At 66.5% G+C, this 14,159-nt stretch carries 14 protein-coding genes and 3 tRNA genes; 6 read left to right on the top strand and 11 right to left on the bottom strand.

Going from position 1 to position 14,159, the window contains the following annotated elements; translation table 11 throughout:
* The first annotated feature begins 145 nt into the window (after nucleotides 1–145).
* Nucleotides 146–1,903: a helix-turn-helix domain-containing protein gene (locus AC59JP_RS11810; protein WP_497325965.1), complete on the top strand. Its 1,758-nt coding sequence runs from the start codon at nucleotides 146–148 to the stop codon at nucleotides 1,901–1,903.
* Here AC59JP_RS11810 and AC59JP_RS11805 read toward each other — a convergent pair.
* Complete coding sequence (locus tag AC59JP_RS11805) at nucleotides 1,900–2,235, bottom strand: transcriptional regulator (protein ID WP_497325964.1); 336 nt, start codon at nucleotides 2,233–2,235, stop codon at nucleotides 1,900–1,902. The two genes, AC59JP_RS11810 and AC59JP_RS11805, sit on opposite strands and share 4 nt — an antisense overlap.
* The gene (locus AC59JP_RS11800) at nucleotides 2,232–2,678 is read right to left on the bottom strand and encodes a hypothetical protein (protein ID WP_497325963.1); all 447 of its coding nucleotides are present in this window, start codon (nucleotides 2,676–2,678) and stop codon (nucleotides 2,232–2,234) included. The genes AC59JP_RS11805 and AC59JP_RS11800 overlap by 4 nt, the downstream gene beginning before the upstream one ends.
* A 70-nt stretch (nucleotides 2,679–2,748) precedes the next feature.
* Here AC59JP_RS11800 and AC59JP_RS11795 point away from each other — a divergent pair, with 70 nt between their 5' ends.
* Nucleotides 2,749–3,222: a hypothetical protein gene (locus AC59JP_RS11795; protein WP_497325962.1), complete on the top strand. Its 474-nt coding sequence runs from the start codon at nucleotides 2,749–2,751 to the stop codon at nucleotides 3,220–3,222.
* Between the two features lie 61 nt (nucleotides 3,223–3,283).
* Here AC59JP_RS11795 and wrbA read toward each other — a convergent pair whose 3' ends face one another.
* The 4 genes from wrbA to AC59JP_RS11775 form a co-directional block, all read right to left on the bottom strand.
* Nucleotides 3,284–3,883: an NAD(P)H:quinone oxidoreductase gene (gene wrbA / locus AC59JP_RS11790; RefSeq protein ID WP_497325961.1), complete on the bottom strand. Its 600-nt coding sequence runs from the start codon at nucleotides 3,881–3,883 to the stop codon at nucleotides 3,284–3,286.
* A gap of 141 nt (nucleotides 3,884–4,024) precedes the next feature.
* A tRNA-Arg gene (locus AC59JP_RS11785) sits at nucleotides 4,025–4,097 on the bottom strand.
* 36 nt (nucleotides 4,098–4,133) lie between these two features.
* A tRNA-Ser gene (locus tag AC59JP_RS11780) sits at nucleotides 4,134–4,223 on the bottom strand.
* 90 nt (nucleotides 4,224–4,313) lie between these two features.
* Nucleotides 4,314–5,012 (bottom strand): dienelactone hydrolase family protein, encoded by a 699-nt coding sequence (locus AC59JP_RS11775; RefSeq protein ID WP_497325960.1) that lies wholly within the window; start codon nucleotides 5,010–5,012, stop codon nucleotides 4,314–4,316.
* 59 nt (nucleotides 5,013–5,071) lie between these two features.
* On the opposite strand from AC59JP_RS11775, the gene hisC reads away from it, so the two are divergent.
* A complete protein-coding gene (gene hisC, locus AC59JP_RS11770) occupies nucleotides 5,072–6,115 on the top strand; it encodes a histidinol-phosphate transaminase (RefSeq protein ID WP_497325959.1) in 1,044 nt (347 codons plus the stop codon).
* 27 nt (nucleotides 6,116–6,142) lie between these two features.
* Here the strand turns inward: hisC and AC59JP_RS11765 are convergent, their stop codons facing one another.
* Nucleotides 6,143–7,141 (bottom strand): alpha/beta hydrolase, encoded by a 999-nt coding sequence (locus AC59JP_RS11765; RefSeq protein WP_497325958.1) that lies wholly within the window; start codon nucleotides 7,139–7,141, stop codon nucleotides 6,143–6,145.
* Nucleotides 7,142–7,622: 481 nt separating this feature from the next.
* On the opposite strand from AC59JP_RS11765, the gene AC59JP_RS11760 reads away from it, so the two are divergent.
* Nucleotides 7,623–8,891 (top strand): PucR family transcriptional regulator, encoded by a 1,269-nt coding sequence (locus tag AC59JP_RS11760; RefSeq protein ID WP_497325957.1) that lies wholly within the window; start codon nucleotides 7,623–7,625, stop codon nucleotides 8,889–8,891.
* Nucleotides 8,892–8,968: 77 nt separating this feature from the next.
* Here the strand turns inward: AC59JP_RS11760 and AC59JP_RS11755 are convergent.
* From AC59JP_RS11755 to AC59JP_RS11745, 3 genes are all read right to left on the bottom strand, one after another.
* Nucleotides 8,969–9,058, bottom strand: a tRNA-Ser gene (locus AC59JP_RS11755).
* A gap of 10 nt (nucleotides 9,059–9,068) precedes the next feature.
* A complete protein-coding gene (locus tag AC59JP_RS11750; protein ID WP_497326482.1) occupies nucleotides 9,069–9,500 on the bottom strand; it encodes a MarR family winged helix-turn-helix transcriptional regulator in 432 nt (143 codons plus the stop codon).
* A 112-nt stretch (nucleotides 9,501–9,612) separates the two neighbouring features.
* A complete protein-coding gene (locus AC59JP_RS11745; RefSeq protein WP_497325956.1) occupies nucleotides 9,613–10,833 on the bottom strand; it encodes an alpha-hydroxy-acid oxidizing protein in 1,221 nt (406 codons plus the stop codon).
* Here AC59JP_RS11745 and mgrA point away from each other — a divergent pair.
* Nucleotides 10,821–11,855 (top strand): L-glyceraldehyde 3-phosphate reductase, encoded by a 1,035-nt coding sequence (mgrA, locus tag AC59JP_RS11740; RefSeq protein WP_497325955.1) that lies wholly within the window; start codon nucleotides 10,821–10,823, stop codon nucleotides 11,853–11,855. The genes AC59JP_RS11745 and mgrA overlap by 13 nt on opposite strands.
* Before the next feature lie 74 nt (nucleotides 11,856–11,929).
* Nucleotides 11,930–12,916 (top strand): NAD(P)H-quinone oxidoreductase, encoded by a 987-nt coding sequence (locus AC59JP_RS11735; protein WP_497325954.1) that lies wholly within the window; start codon nucleotides 11,930–11,932, stop codon nucleotides 12,914–12,916.
* 9 nt (nucleotides 12,917–12,925) lie between these two features.
* Here the strand turns inward: AC59JP_RS11735 and AC59JP_RS11730 are convergent, their stop codons facing one another.
* On the bottom strand, nucleotides 12,926–14,128 hold the full coding sequence (locus AC59JP_RS11730; RefSeq protein ID WP_497325953.1) for a cysteine desulfurase-like protein: 1,203 nt from the start codon (nucleotides 14,126–14,128) through the stop codon (nucleotides 12,926–12,928).
* Nucleotides 14,129–14,159: the final 31 nt, after the last annotated feature.

Genomic DNA, 14,159 nt, shown 5'->3' with positions numbered 1-14,159 from the left:
GGTCGTGCCCTGTTCGTCGATACGCTGTTCGGTCATCTCGGATCCGGTTCCTCTCGCTGGCGTCAACCCCGTGGACACCGATCTTGCGATCCAGGTCACACCGAATCGATGTCTGTGTGAACATAAAAAGATCGGAGGTATGTACGTGGACACACATCAGCTCGCGGACGTGGCGGATCGACCGGAGATCCGACGGTGGATGCGCAGCGTCGGCGCCATCACCAGGACCGTCGTCGCGGCCACGCCGCTTCACGACGTACTCGACCTCATCGCGCGGACCGCGTCCGATCTGATGGGGTACGAGTTCTGCGGCGTCCTGCTACCCGACCCCGAGCGCCGCAAGCTGATCATCGAAGGATCCAGCGGACTGTCGCCGGACTACGTCGCCCGCGTCAACGCAGACCGACCGGTGCGACTCGATCAGGACTCGGCCGTGGAGGCGCCGTCGAGCACGGCCTTCCGCACCGGTCGCCCGGTGGCCGTCGCCGACATCGACGCGACACCGCGCTTCGCGCCGTGGGGAGGCGTCGCCCGGGAACAGGGATACCGGTCCATGATCTCCGTCCCGCTGGTCGAGTCGAACGACACCGTCATCGGCACGCTCAACTGTTATCGCAAGAGCGCGTACACCTTCGAGCCCGAGGAGATCTCCCTCCTCACGGTGCTGGCCGATCACGCCGCTCTCGCGTTGACGACGGCGCGACTGCGATCCGACGAAGCCGCGCGCATGGACGAACTGGTGGACCTGAACGGCGAGCTGCATCAGCAACGGGACCTCCTGCAGAGGTCGGAGGAGATACACCGCAAGCTCACCGAGATCGCACTTCACGGCGGCGGGGTGCCGGGTATAGCGACCGCGCTGTCGATCCTCGTGTCGCGGCCCATCTCGATCGAGGACACGAACGGAGGGAAGCTCGGGCAGTCGACAGGGCACTTCGCCGTGACGGGCGACGACACCGGCACCGAGTACCCGGTGTCGTTGTCGGAGAACGAAGTTGCTCGTATTCGGGTGCATTCGGGCGACTCGGCCATGACGTCGATCGACACCCGAGCGATCGAGCACGCCGCCGTCGTGACGTCGCTCGAGATTCTCCGCAGCCGAACTGCCGACGAGGTGCAGTGGCGGCTGCACGGCGAGGTGTTGAGCGATCTGATCGGCGCCGACCCGACGGCGCTGGCCACGGTCGCCGCGCGAGCCGAGCGTCTCGGCCACGATCTGTCCGTCGACCATTGGGTGGTCGTGGTGGGCCTGTCGGACATGCGACCGGACGAGGTGGACGCGTGCCAGCAACAAGCCGTCCGCCGCATTCACGGCTGGTCTGGGACGAGGACTCCACGGCCACTGTCCGGGATTCACCGCGACCGCATCGTGGTCCTGATTCCGAACATGGGACCCACCACGTCCGAGGAGGTTCGGCAGCTCGCCGCCTCGAATCGACCGCGTGCGGTGGCCACCGCGGTGACAGCCGGTCCGTGCTCGGATCTGTTCTCCTACAACCGCGCCTACCGGGCCGCGTCCGGCGCCCTCGACATGCTTGCGCTGACCGGGCCGGCCGACGAGAGCATCTCGCTCGACGGCCTCGGCCTCGTCGGCCTGCTGCTTCAACTCGACGACACCGAGCAACTGCTGCGCTACGCCGACCGCGTCCTCGGACCCGTGCGCGCGCACGACACCGCGCGGGGCACCGACCTGATCCTCACCCTCCGAACGCACTTCGCGAGCGGACTCGTCGCCGGCACCACCGCGACGCGGTTGCACGTGCACCCGAACACCGTCGGGCAGCGGCTTCGGCGCATTCACTCACTGACGGGGATGGACCTGTCACGGCCGGACGAAGCCATGGAGATCGCTGTCGCGCTCACCGTCGGGGACGTGGCGAGCAGCTATCGCGACACTCGCTAGCCGACCTGACTCGAGCCGACCTGATTCGTGGGGCGACCGTCGGCGATCAGTCCGAGTTCGGCGATGTGTGCGTCGAACGCGTCGCGGCCGGACCGAGTCAGCCCCACCCACGTCACCAGCCGCGAATCACCGCGGGCGAGCGAGGTGGTCTTCCTCGTCACCACGTAACCCTCGTCGGACAGCGCCTTGAGATGCTTGGACAGGGACGCGTCGCTGATCTCGAGGGTGTCGCGGATGATCGCGAAGTCGATGTCGTCGACGCGGCGCAGCAGGCCGCAGATGCGCAGCCGGACCGGCGCGTGGATGACAGCGTCGAACCGCGCCTCGGTCACGACCGGAGCCGGCGTCGGTACTCGCGGTCGAACAGTCGTCCGCCGAACAACACCAGAACGAAGCAGATTGCCTGCGGCACAAGGACCCACCACGCGGACAGCGATGCCGTCAGCCCGAAGGACACGCTCAGCAACACGATCATGCCCACCAGCAGGGCAAGGAGAAGGCACCATCCACTCGCGCCCACCCCGGACACACGAACGCCCGACAGGCGGGGATAGAGCAGAGCCGACACGACGGCCGCCGCGAGGAGAACGGACGTCACGATCGAGCGCATCTGTCCGTCAGGGAGAGCCGGCGTGCCGACGTACAGCGCGGCCAGTAACGCGAAGGTCGGATAGAACCAGGCCGGTACCGACACGCGGTCGGCAAGGGCAACGCGGTCTGCCTGCAATTCGTCGAGGAGAGCGCGAGCATCGTGAGGTGATCGATAACTTTCCATAGCGGAAAGCATAACACTTTCTCCATTGGAAAGTGTTACGTTCGGCCGGTCGTTCTTCGATAGGAGGGTCATGAAGAAGCTCTCGATCGTCACTCGCGCAGTGGTCGTCACCGGCACGCTGACGGCAGCAATCGGGCTGAGCACGAGCCAGGCGGGCGCTGCGCCGATGTACTTCTCGCCGGAACAGCGCATCTACACCCTCGCGGAGGTTCCGCAGTGCGGCGCCGGCACCGTCGACGTCCGAGTGTCCAGCGGATACGTTCCCAACGAGATCCACGCGGACTTCACCACGCATCTGTACAGCCCGGCGTGGGTGGGCTTGGCCGACTACGAGTGCTACCTGACCATCTACGCGGACTGGGTCAATCGTGACAGCGGCGCCCGCGGCACCGTCGAACACCGGGTGGCGAGCTGGCGCTTCCGAGGGCCGAACGTGAGCAACCCGTACGTCGACATCGACACGGGAATCGGCCCGGTCACCGTGACCTTCAGGACGAACACGGCGCACGCGCCGAGCCCCACGTTCGAGGTGCCGGCCCGATAGCAAAAAGAGTGGAACATTCGTCCCGCTCACCGGGACGAATGTTCCACTCTTGAAAGCCTGGTTACTTCGAGATCTTGTCCGCGATGGTGACGACGCGCGTGGCCAGGTGCTCGAGTGCCGCCGAGGTGGCGTCGTCGATCTCGTTCTGGTTGTTCGGGCCGGTGACGTGGCCGGCGCCGTACGGGTTTCCGTCGACGAACTTCAGTCCGTCGGTGTAGCCGGGCGGAACGAGAATGCCGCCGAAGTGCATCAGCGAGGTGTACAGGCCGACGATGGTGGTTTCCTGGCCGCCGTGCGCGGTCTGGCTCGAAGTGAAGGCGGCGTACGCCTTGTTGGCCAGCTCGCCCTTGGCCCAGTAGCCGCCGAGGCCGTCCATGAAGGTCTGGAACGGGCCCGCGGTGCTACCGAAGCGGGTCGGCGAACCGAAGATGACCGCGTCGGCCCAGACGATGTCGTCTCCGGATGCGGCCGGAAGATCCTTCGTTGCTTCGTAATTGGCGGACCATGCCGGGTTGTCGGCGAAAGTGCTCGGGTCGCGCGTCTCGGCGATGTGGCGTACGCGCACTTCGGCTCCCGCGGCCGTGGCGGCGTCGGCCACCTTGTTCGCCATGGTGGTGCCGTGGCCGGTCGAGGAGTAGTAGATGACAGCGAGCTTGGTCATGGATGGCGCCCTTTCGAGAGAACTCTTGTAGTTGCGCGTTCAACGACCACGGTACCGGCATTCGTTGCGGTGTCAACTACATGGGTGTCGACAGCAAAAACCCCCGAGCTGACGATCCAGCTCGGGGGTCTTCGATCACTGTGCGCCCGAAGGGATTCGAACCCCTAACCTCTTGATCCGTAGTCAAGTGCTCTATCCGTTGAGCTACGGGCGCATGCTTATTCGGTTGTCTTTCGACAGGTGTCGAAAGTGGCGGAGGCGAGAGGATTTGAACCTCCGGACCCGGTGAAGGGTCAAGTCATTAGCAGTGACTCCCATTCGGCCGCTCTGGCACGCCTCCTGAGCCTCTTGCGAGGGCACCGGTCCTTTCGAACCGCCGAGGGGAAAGATTACACATGCGCCGACAGGAAAGGCAAAACGCCTCCCGGTGTCACCTCAGGTGGCTGTCGAACCAGTCGAAGATCCGGCTCTGCGCGTCGACGATGGCGTCCTCGCCCGCCTGCTGATCCGACACCGTGTCCTCGTCGGGACGGTGTCCTTTGCCGCCGTACGTGACGACCAGGGCGGCGACGGATGCGGTGGCGACGGCTTCCTTCAGGCGCTCGACGTGATCGGCCGGGATCCGCTCGTCGGCTTGCCCGTAGAGACCCAGCCACGGCGCCTTGAGGGATGGGAGAGCGTCGACCAGAGCAGTCGCGTCGTCGACCAGAGGCTCGACGATCCCCGGAGCCGCCACGCTCACGGCAGCGCCCACCGGCCGTGTGGTGGCGACGAGGGCAGCGGCCGTTCCGGCGTCGTCGAAGCCGATCACGCCCACGCAGTCGGCGTAGACGCCGCGCGAGACGAGCCAGTCGAACGTGGCGTCGAAGTCGTCGAAGAGGTTGTCGCCGAACACCTCCTCGTCCCCGCCTCGGTGGAAGAGGTTCGGAGCCGCCACCGTCCATCCCTCGTCGGCGAGGGTGCGCATGAACTTGGTGAGCGCATCGGTGAACTCGCGGGACTCGTGGAGGAGGACTATGCCGCCTCGCCCGGTGCCGTCCGGCTCGATCGCGGTGAGGGGTACGTGCTCGGTCGCCTCCTCGCCAGGTGGTACCCGAAGAGGTGCAGTGTCAGAAAAGATGCCCGACATGGCATCTACCGTAGGCGTCCGAGCGGGCCCACGCTGGCGATGGCGCATAATCGGTGGTCGTGACCGCTCGCACTCGTCCAGATCTCGACGCCATCCCCGGCTATGTTCCCGGCCGCAACTTTCCGGGCGCGATCAAACTGGCCAGCAACGAGACGACGGCAGGCCCCCTGCCGAGCGTGCACGAGGCCATCGCGACAGCCGCCACCACGCTGAATCGCTACCCGGACAACCAATCCACCGAACTCGTCGAGGCGCTGGCGGACTTCCTGGACGTGCGGCCGGAGAACGTCGTCGCCGGGAACGGATCCGTCGCGCTGTGTCAGGAGCTCGTGCAGATCACCTGCTCGGCGGGTGACGAAGTGGTGTTCGCCTGGCGCTCGTTCGAGGCCTACCCGATCGTGACCCTCGTCGCCGGTGCGACCGCCGTTCGCGTGCCACTGGCCGACGGATACGTGCACGACCTCGACGCGATGCTCGCCGCCATCACCGACCGAACCCGCCTGGTGTTCCTGTGCAACCCGAACAACCCGACGGGCACCGCGGTGAGCCGGGCCGCCGTCGAGACGTTCCTGGACGCTGTCCCGTCGCACGTGCTGGTCGTGCTGGACGAGGCGTACTTCGAGTACAACCGCGGCGACATCGACGGCGTGGAACTGGGTCGCACGCGGCCCAACGTGATCGTGCTGCGCACCTTCTCCAAGGCGTACGGCCTGGCCGGCTTGCGCGTGGGGTACGGGGTCGGTGCGCCGGGGGTCGTAGCGGCTCTGAAGAAGGTGCACATCGCGTTCAGCGTGAGCGCGGTGGCGCAGGCCGCAGCCATCGCGTCGCTTGCCGCGTCCGACGAACTGCTCGCCCGGACGGACACCGTGATCGCGGAGCGGCGCCGAGTGCGCGAGGAACTGATTCGCCTCGGTTTCGAGGTGCCCGAATCGTCGGCCAACTTCCTGTGGCTGCCCCTCGGCGACGCGACCCCGGAGTTCTCGTCGGCGTCAGCGGAGTCGGGCGTGCTGGTGCGCGCCTACGGCGACGACGGTGTGCGAGTGTCCATCGGCGACCCGCACGAGAACGACGCATTCCTCGCGTTCGCCTCCAAGAAGGCGTAGCGCTACAGGGCTCCTAAAGGCCCATTCTTAGAGGCCCAGGGCCCGCTTCAAGGTGGGCCAGGAGTCGTGCAGATCGTCCTGCCAGTAGCCCCACGAGTGGCTGCCCCACGGCCGGAACACGAAGGTGGCGGGCACGTTTGCCGCGGACAGCGTCTGCGCGAATTCACGGGTGCACAGGTTGGCGGCCACCTCGAGCGGTCCGCCGACGGACAGGGTTCGAATGATGTCGTTGCCGAAGCCCTGCTCGTAGGGACCGGGGAAGCCGTTGCCCGTGGCGATGTAGACCTGCTTGCCGCGCAACGCGTCCACGTGCAGCGACGGATCGTTGATCTGCCACTGCGGATCCGAGCTGGGCCCCCACATGTTGTCGACGTTGCCGCCGACCGAGGCGACGGTGGCGCGAATCGCGTTCTTCTCGTTCTCGGTGTCGTTGGAGTAGCACCCGCTGAACGCCGCGATGCCGGTGTAGAGCGACGGGTACTTGGTGATCAGGTTCATCGCAGCCTGGGCGCCCATCGAGAGCCCGACGATGGAGTTGGTGCCGTTGCCCTTGAACTGAGCGTCGACGAGCGGAGGAAGCTCCTTCGTCAGGAAGGTCTCCCACATGTTCACGCCCAGCATCGGATCGGGGCGCAGCCAGTCGGCGTAGTAGCTTCCGCGACCGCCGATCGGCAGCACGACGTTCACGTTCTTGTCGGCGAAGAACGGCACGATGTCGGTCTTCGCCGTCCACGTGCTCTCGGTGTAGTTGGTTTCCTGACCTGCGCTGAGACCGTCGAGCATGTAGAGGGACGGGCGCGGCTTCGACCGATCGGCGGGCAGAAGAACCTGAACCTGGACGATGCGTCCGAGTGCGGGAGAATCGACGAACATTGCCGCGCGGCGGTCGGTGAGCATGTCGACGTGGTCGACTCGGGCCGATGTCGCCGCAACTGCCGGCGCGGGGTCGGCCGCGGCCACCGGGGCGCCGCTCACGACCAGGCCCGCCATCAGGCAAGCCGCCAGCACCAGAGCATTCCGACGCATTTCTTGTCCCCCTGGTTCACGATCATTGCGCGTGCCGGGCATAGACCAAGATTCGGCCGCGCCGCCCACATAAAGATAACTCACGAAAAGAGTGCCTCGAGCACCCCTGACCTGCAGCAAAATGCCCTTGTCAGCGGTCACAGCAGTCCGTCGACGAGGCCGTGGATTCTCCACCGGGGGCTGTTCCAGCGGCCGAAAAGGCACTTTGGATGAATGGCTTCGTGATCGATTACAAAGGCGAGCAGCAAACTTTGGGACAATTCACGTCAATTGTTTCAGGGGGCCGTGTCCGCTGTGTCGGACTCACCGATGCGCGGGGCCTGCTCTGTCCATCAGCCCCACCGCCGGACCTCGAACTGAGCAGACCCTCGGTTCAACAACTTATCTCGAAACAATCTCGAGGTAGGTTATTCGTTGTTACGGTACGTACCAGGCCGCGAAGTCCGGTCTATTCGAACCGCTTCACTCGGGGGGGACCACCATGACGAACACGAAGACAGCACTCCTGTCCGCTTCGACGAATCCTCTGAAAGGTGCAGTCGACGCCGGTTACATAGTGGGCGACCGGTCCCACGTCATGGGCCCCAACGATCTACGCGGAGTCGCGCGACACCTCGTCGACCACTTCGCCGCCAACACGCCCTGCGGCACACTTCCCGGCGAACTGCTGCACGGCGACGTCACCGAGGTGACGGTGCGGTGCCTCGGACTCGCCGTGCAGATGCTCGAGAGCGGCAAGACCCCGTCCGAGAAGGACCTCGTCAACGTCCACGACGCAGCCGCTCGCTGGGCGCGGGAAGGCGTTCCGCTGCGCTCGATTCTGCGGGCGTATCACGACGGATTCCGCTTCGGCCTGACCCTCGTCGCGCAGCAGTCGCGCACCACCGACAACATGAACGTCACCGACAACTCCCTGCTGCTGGTGACCCTGCTCGAAGCGGTCACCACCGAGGTGTCCATCGCCTACGTCGACGAGTACCGGTCCGTGGCCAGCGAACACCACACGGCCACACACACTCTCGTCACCACGCTCCTCAGCGGCGGCCCCAACGCGCTCTCGCAGGCCAAGCAGTGCGGCATCGATCTCGCCGACCGCTACCTGGTGATCGCCCTGCACTTCCCCCAGCACCCCGACGAGAACAACCCGACCGTCGACCGCACCGTCTCCGGACGGCGCAAGCTGCGCCGCATTCAGGCCGAGCTCGCGACTCAGTGCGGCCGTACTCCGTTGGCGTTGCTCAGCACCGAAGGCGGCACCATCCTGCTGCCGGCGCCGCGCGAACGCGAATGGGTCGACGGGTTGGTCGAGCAGCTCAGCAAGGCCGGGGAAATCCCGATCACCGCAACCGTGACGGAGTCCGATCGTGGCGACGTGCCCGCGGCATCGGAGCACGGCTACGAATTGCTCTCTCTGACACGTCAACTCGGCCGCAAGCCCGGAACGTACCGCACGGAGGACCTGGTGCTCGAGTACCAGATCACCCGCCCCGGCCGCGGCCGCGAGCACCTGCTGCGCGTCCTCGCCCCGCTCGACGATTCGCCCGAACTGCTCGAGACGCTGAAGGCGTACATCGGTCACGAACTCAACCGCCAGCGCACGGCCCGGCACCTGTTCGTTCACGCGAACACGGTGGACTACCGCCTCAAGCGCATCGGTCATCTCACCGGCATCGACCCAAGCGTGCCGTCGGGCCTGCGGTACCTGCAAGCGGCCATCGTCGCGCAGGGCTTGGAGCGCGCAGGCGCATAGGAATTTCCGACCGGAAGACACGAAATCCGGCGTTCGACGGTTCGTAGGGGGAACCGTCGGGCGCCGGATTTTCGTTGTGGCGGAAGCGGAGGGATTTGAACCCCCGGACGCTTTTACACGTCTCTCGCTTTCAAGGCGAGTGCATTGGGCCGCTCTGCCACGCTTCCGGATAGGAGTCTAGTAGCCGTCGCGGGTCAGGTGCCCATCGACCTTCTCGAACACGTCCCCCAGCACCTGCTGCTCGGTCGGGCTCAACAAGTCGATCAGGTGCGAGCGCACACTGATCAAGTGCGTCGGCGCAGCCTTGCGCAGACGGGTTCGACCCTCGTCGGTGATGACCGCCAGAACGCCGCGTCCGTCCTCGAGACAGGTGTCGCGCTCGACCATGTTCTGTGCCTGCATCCGCCGGATCTGATGAGTGAGCCGGCTGCGGGAGGACAGCACGCCGTCGGCCAGCTCCGACATCCGCAGCGACCCGTCCGGCGATTCCGACAGCATGACCAGAATGCGGTACTCGGCGAGCGTCAGGCCGTGGCTGTTCTGCAACTCGCGGTTCAGGACGTCCAACAACCGGTAGCTACCGTCCATGAGATTGCGCCAGGCACGCATCTCCGTGCGGTCCAGCCAATTGGGCTGATCCCCAGTCTCGCCGGTCTCCCCGATTTCAGCGGTCACGGGAAGCAGGGTAGTCCAGACCAGCGAGTCTGCTCCCCTGGATCGCTCAGCCGCCTGCGAGAACGGAGCGATCGATCTCCTTGATCGAGGACAGCCCGGCGAGACCCATCGTGAGGTCGAAGTCGGCGAGCAAGCACCGCAGCGCATGGACGACACCCGCTCGACCTGCGAGTCCGAGCCCGTAGACCCACGGCCGCCCGTAGAAGACGGCGTCCGCGCCGGACGCGAGCGCGACGATCACGTCGGACCCGGACCGGATGCCGGAGTCGAGGAGGACGGCTGCTCGGTCACCGATCGCATCGGCGATCGGACCCAGAGCGTCGAGGGACGAGATGGACCCGTCGACCTGGCGACCTCCGTGATTGCTCACAACAACGCCCGAGGCGCCGGCGTCGACCACGGCCCGGGCGTCGTCGGGATGCAGAACGCCCTTCACCGCCACCGGCAGATCCGTCCATTGCCGAACCCGCTCGACGTCGGACGCGCGGAGCGTGTGGTTGCCGAACATGCTCACCCAGGTGAGCACCGCGAGCTGCATGGCCTCGGCGCTCTCCTCCGGTGGCGTGGCGAGGCGCGAGCGGAAGACAGGATCGGTCAGGTAGTTGGCGATGCCGTCGGCCTTCAGGAAGGGAAGGTGACCGAGGGTGAGATCCCTGGGCCGCCAACCCATTCCGGGAGTGTCGGCGGTGACGACGATAGCCTTGGCTCCTGCCGCCGTCGCGCGGCGCACGAGGGACTCGGCGAGCTCGTGGTCGGCCGGCCAGTACAGCTGGAACCACCAGTTCTCGCCGGAACTGGGGCCGACGTCTTCGAGGGCGGTCGACGAGGCGGTGGACAGCACCGACCCGATGCCGAGCTCGTTTGCAGCCGATCCCACCGACGGTTCCGCGTCTGCGTGCACCATGCCGAGCACACCGACCGGAGCGGTGAGAACCGGTGCGGCGAGCCGGGTTCCGAGAACTTCGACCGACAGGTCACGCGCGTCTGGGGCGCTGGATCCACGCCACATCCGCGGCACGATCCGACGATCGGCGAACGCCTCGACGTTCGAACGCGCAGTGCGCTCGGTGGACGAACTTCCGGCGATATAGGCGAAGGCCGCCGCGGACAGCGTCTCGCGGGCCTGCTGCTCGAGTTCCGCCGCCGTCATGGGGAGCTCGGGAACCGCTCCTCCGAGTCCGCCGAGATAGATCTCGTTCTGGAAGTTGCCGAAGTACGTCACCTGCCCCACGCTAGACGGTGCAGGATGGGAACATGTCCGATCCATACGTTGCAGATGCCGACCGCTACGAGAACATGCCCTACCGCCGCACGGGAACGTCCGGCCTGAAACTGCCCGCGATCTCGCTCGGGTTGTGGCACAACTTCGGTGACGACAAGCCGCTGCAAACTCAGCGCGACGTTCTGCGTCGGGCGTTCGACCTCGGCATCACGCACTTCGACCTCGCGAACAACTACGGCCCGCCCTACGGCAGCGCCGAGATCAACTTCGGCCGCATCCTCCGCGAGGACTTCGGTCCCTACCGCGACGAACTGGTGATCTCGTCCAAGGCAGGGTGGGACATGTGGCCCGGTCCCTACGGTTTCGGCGGATCGCGCAAGTACCTGCTGTCGTCCCTCGACCAGTCGCTGGGGCGCATGGGCATCGACTACGTCGACATCTTCTACAGCCACCGACCCGACGCCGAGACACCCGTCGAGGAGACCGCCGGAGCGTTGATCAGTGCGGTGCAGGAGGGCAAGGCACTGCACGTCGGCATCAGTTCCTACTCGCCCGAGCGCACCCGCACCATCGCCTCGATTCTCTCCGATGCGGGCGTTCCTCTGCTGATCCATCAGCCCTCCTACTCGATGCTGAACCGCTGGATCGAGACCGAACTGCTGAGCACACTCGGCGATCTGGGCATCGGCGCGATCGCGTTCTCCCCGCTCGCGCAGGGGATGCTGACCGACAAATATTTGAACGGTGTGCCCGCGGATTCGCGGGCAGCGCAAGGAAAGTCGCTCGATCCCGACTGGCTGAACGACGAGACACTCGGACACATTCGAGCGCTGAACGACATCGCGTCCGCGCGCGGCCAGTCGCTGGCGCAGCTCGCCCTGTCGTGGGCGTTGCGCGACTCCCGGGTGACGTCGGTGCTCATCGGGGCGTCGTCGGTGGCGCAGCTCGAGGACAGCGTGGGGGCTCTCGACAACCTGACCTTCAGCGACGACGAGCTGTCGTCGATCGACGCGCACGCCCGTGATTCGGGTATCAACCTGTGGGCCGGGGCGACGGAGAGCGCCTGACCCCCGCTGTGCGCGATTCAGTGCCCCCCAGGGCACTAAATCGCGCACAGCTCCGGAGGGCCTAACGTGGACCCATGCATGCGATCACGCTCCGCGAATACGGCGACCCCGACGTTCTGATGTGGACCGAGGTGCCCGACCCGACGCCCGGGCCAGGCGAAGTCCTCATCGACGTCTCGGCCAGCGCGGTCAACCGCGCGGACCTGCAGCAGCGCCAGGGCAATTACCCGCCGCCGCCCGGCGCCTCGGAGGTTCTCGGCCTCGAATGTTCCGGCGTGATCGGCGATCTCGGGCCCGGAGTGTCCGGCTTCTCGGTGGGCGACCGGGTGTGTGCGCTCCTCGCGGGCGGAGGTTACGCCGAGCAGGTCGTCGTGCCTGTCGGTCAGGTCATGCCCATTCCGGCCGGCCTCGACATGCATGCCGCAGCGGCGCTGCCCGAAGTGGCGTGCACGGTGTGGTCCAACCTGATGATGACCGCGGGCCTCAAGTCCGGCGACACCCTGTTGATTCACGGCGGTGGAAGCGGAATCGGCACGCATGCATCGCAATTGGCGAAGGCGCTGGGCGTGCGAGTAGCGGTCACGGCCGGCTCGTCCGAGAAGCTGGAGATCTGCCGGTCCTACGGCGCGGACATTCTGATCGACTACAAGACGACCGACTTCGTCGAGGAACTGAACAAGGCCACCGACGGCCACGGCGCGGATGTCATCCTCGACAACATGGGCGCGAAGTACCTGTCTCGCAACATCTCCGCGCTCGCCATGGACGGGCGGCTGATCACGATCGGCATGCAGGGAGGCCGCAAGGCCGAGCTCGACTTCGGCGCTCTGATCGCCAAGCGCGGCACCGTTCACGCCGCCGGGCTTCGCGCCCGCCCGCTGAGCGGGGCGCACGGGAAGGCGGAGATCATTCGCGCCGTCGTCGACCACGTCTGGCCTCTCGTCGCCGAGGGCGCCGTCGTACCCGTCATCCACGCCGAGGTCCCGATCCAGGAGGCAGCGTCCGCGCACCGGATGCTCGACGACCACGCGACGGTGGGCAAGGTGCTGCTGCGCGTGTAGTGAGCCGAACTAGCCGAGATCGGCTATGCGAGAGACGAACTGGTCGAGTTCGTAGCGCGTCGTATAGGGCGCCAACCCGATGGTGATGGCTCCGCCCTCGTCGTTCACACCGAGCGAGTCGAGCAACCGGCTGCCGCCGTGCAGTCCGCTGACGACTCCGATGCGGTTCTCGGCGAGGTGCGCCGCCACCTTCTCGGCCGGGACGCCGTCGACGCTCAAGCTGAGCGTCGGCACGCGACTCGCGGACCGTCCGATGACCATGGCTCCGGGAATGTCGTCCAGGGATCGCAGCAGGTGGTCGAACAGCTGATCCTGGTAGTCCTGCAGCGAGCTGATGGACATCTCGAGGCGTCTGCGCCGTGACCCCGTGGCGTTCTCGTCCAGACCGGCGAGAAAGTCGATGGATGCGGTCATGCCGGCGAGCATCGCGTACTGCAGGCCGCCGACCTCGAGACGCTCGGCTCCGCGCGCATTGGGGTTGAGCGACATCGCGGGGATTCGGTCGAGCAACGCAGGGTCGCGGAACACCAGGGCGCCGACCTGCGGGCCACCCCACGCCGTGGCGCTGACCGCCACCACGTCGGCGCCGAGTTCGCCGATGTCGACATGGGCGTAGGGCGTCGCGCCGACGGCGTCGACCACGATCAGTCCGCCGACGTCGTGGATGCGGTCGGCGGCGATGCGAACGTCGGGCGCCGACCCGACCATCGGCGAGGCGGCGGTGAGGGCCACCAGTCGCGTCGTGGGTCCGATCAGTTCGGTGAACTGCCAACTCGGCAGTGCGCAGGTCTCGATGTCCACCTCGGCCCAGCGGACCTGTGCGCCGTAGCGATTGGCGATGCGAAGCCAGGGTGCGACGTTCGCCTCGTCGTCCAGTCGCGACAGAACCAGACCGGTTCCGAGGCCGAGGCGGGTGCTGAGCGATTCGGCGAGCCACGCCAGCAGCGTCGCCCGGTCGGGACCGAGGACCACGCCCTCCGGCTTGCCGCCGACAAGGTCGGCGACGGCCTGACGGGCGTCCTCGGTGATCGCGGCGCTGCGCCGCGAAAAGGTGTGGCTTCCGGTGCGCGTCGACGAGGATCCGCGGAACGCCGTCGACACGGCGGTGGAGACGCGGTCGGGGATCTGCATCCCTAGTTGGGGGTCCAGATGGATCCACCCGTCGCCGAGGGAGGGGATGAGCCCTCGTACCCGTGCGACGTCGTAGCTCATGCCGGACACTCTAAGCGCCGCGAATGACGGG

The organism is Rhodococcus sp. 320_ES, assembly GCF_059691855.1.
The sequence above is the reverse complement of the archived record's forward strand: the minus strand, read 5'-3'. Positions and strand labels throughout refer to the sequence as shown.

Coding starts and splice junctions, on each gene's coding strand:
- AC59JP_RS11800 (WP_497325963.1), bottom strand. CDS start 2,678: ATGGAAAGTTATCGATCACCTCACGATGCTCGCGCTCTCCTCGACGAA.
- AC59JP_RS11795 (WP_497325962.1), top strand. CDS start 2,749: ATGAAGAAGCTCTCGATCGTCACTCGCGCAGTGGTCGTCACCGGCACG.
- wrbA (WP_497325961.1), bottom strand. CDS start 3,883: ATGACCAAGCTCGCTGTCATCTACTACTCCTCGACCGGCCACGGCACC.
- AC59JP_RS11775 (WP_497325960.1), bottom strand. CDS start 5,012: ATGTCGGGCATCTTTTCTGACACTGCACCTCTTCGGGTACCACCTGGC.
- AC59JP_RS11765 (WP_497325958.1), bottom strand. CDS start 7,141: ATGCGTCGGAATGCTCTGGTGCTGGCGGCTTGCCTGATGGCGGGCCTG.
- AC59JP_RS11760 (WP_497325957.1), top strand. CDS start 7,623: ATGACGAACACGAAGACAGCACTCCTGTCCGCTTCGACGAATCCTCTG.
- AC59JP_RS11750 (WP_497326482.1), bottom strand. CDS start 9,500: ATGCGTGCCTGGCGCAATCTCATGGACGGTAGCTACCGGTTGTTGGAC.
- mgrA (WP_497325955.1), top strand. CDS start 10,821: ATGTCCGATCCATACGTTGCAGATGCCGACCGCTACGAGAACATGCCC.
- AC59JP_RS11745 (WP_497325956.1), bottom strand. CDS start 10,833: ATGGATCGGACATGTTCCCATCCTGCACCGTCTAGCGTGGGGCAGGTG.
- AC59JP_RS11735 (WP_497325954.1), top strand. CDS start 11,930: ATGCATGCGATCACGCTCCGCGAATACGGCGACCCCGACGTTCTGATG.
- AC59JP_RS11730 (WP_497325953.1), bottom strand. CDS start 14,128: ATGAGCTACGACGTCGCACGGGTACGAGGGCTCATCCCCTCCCTCGGC.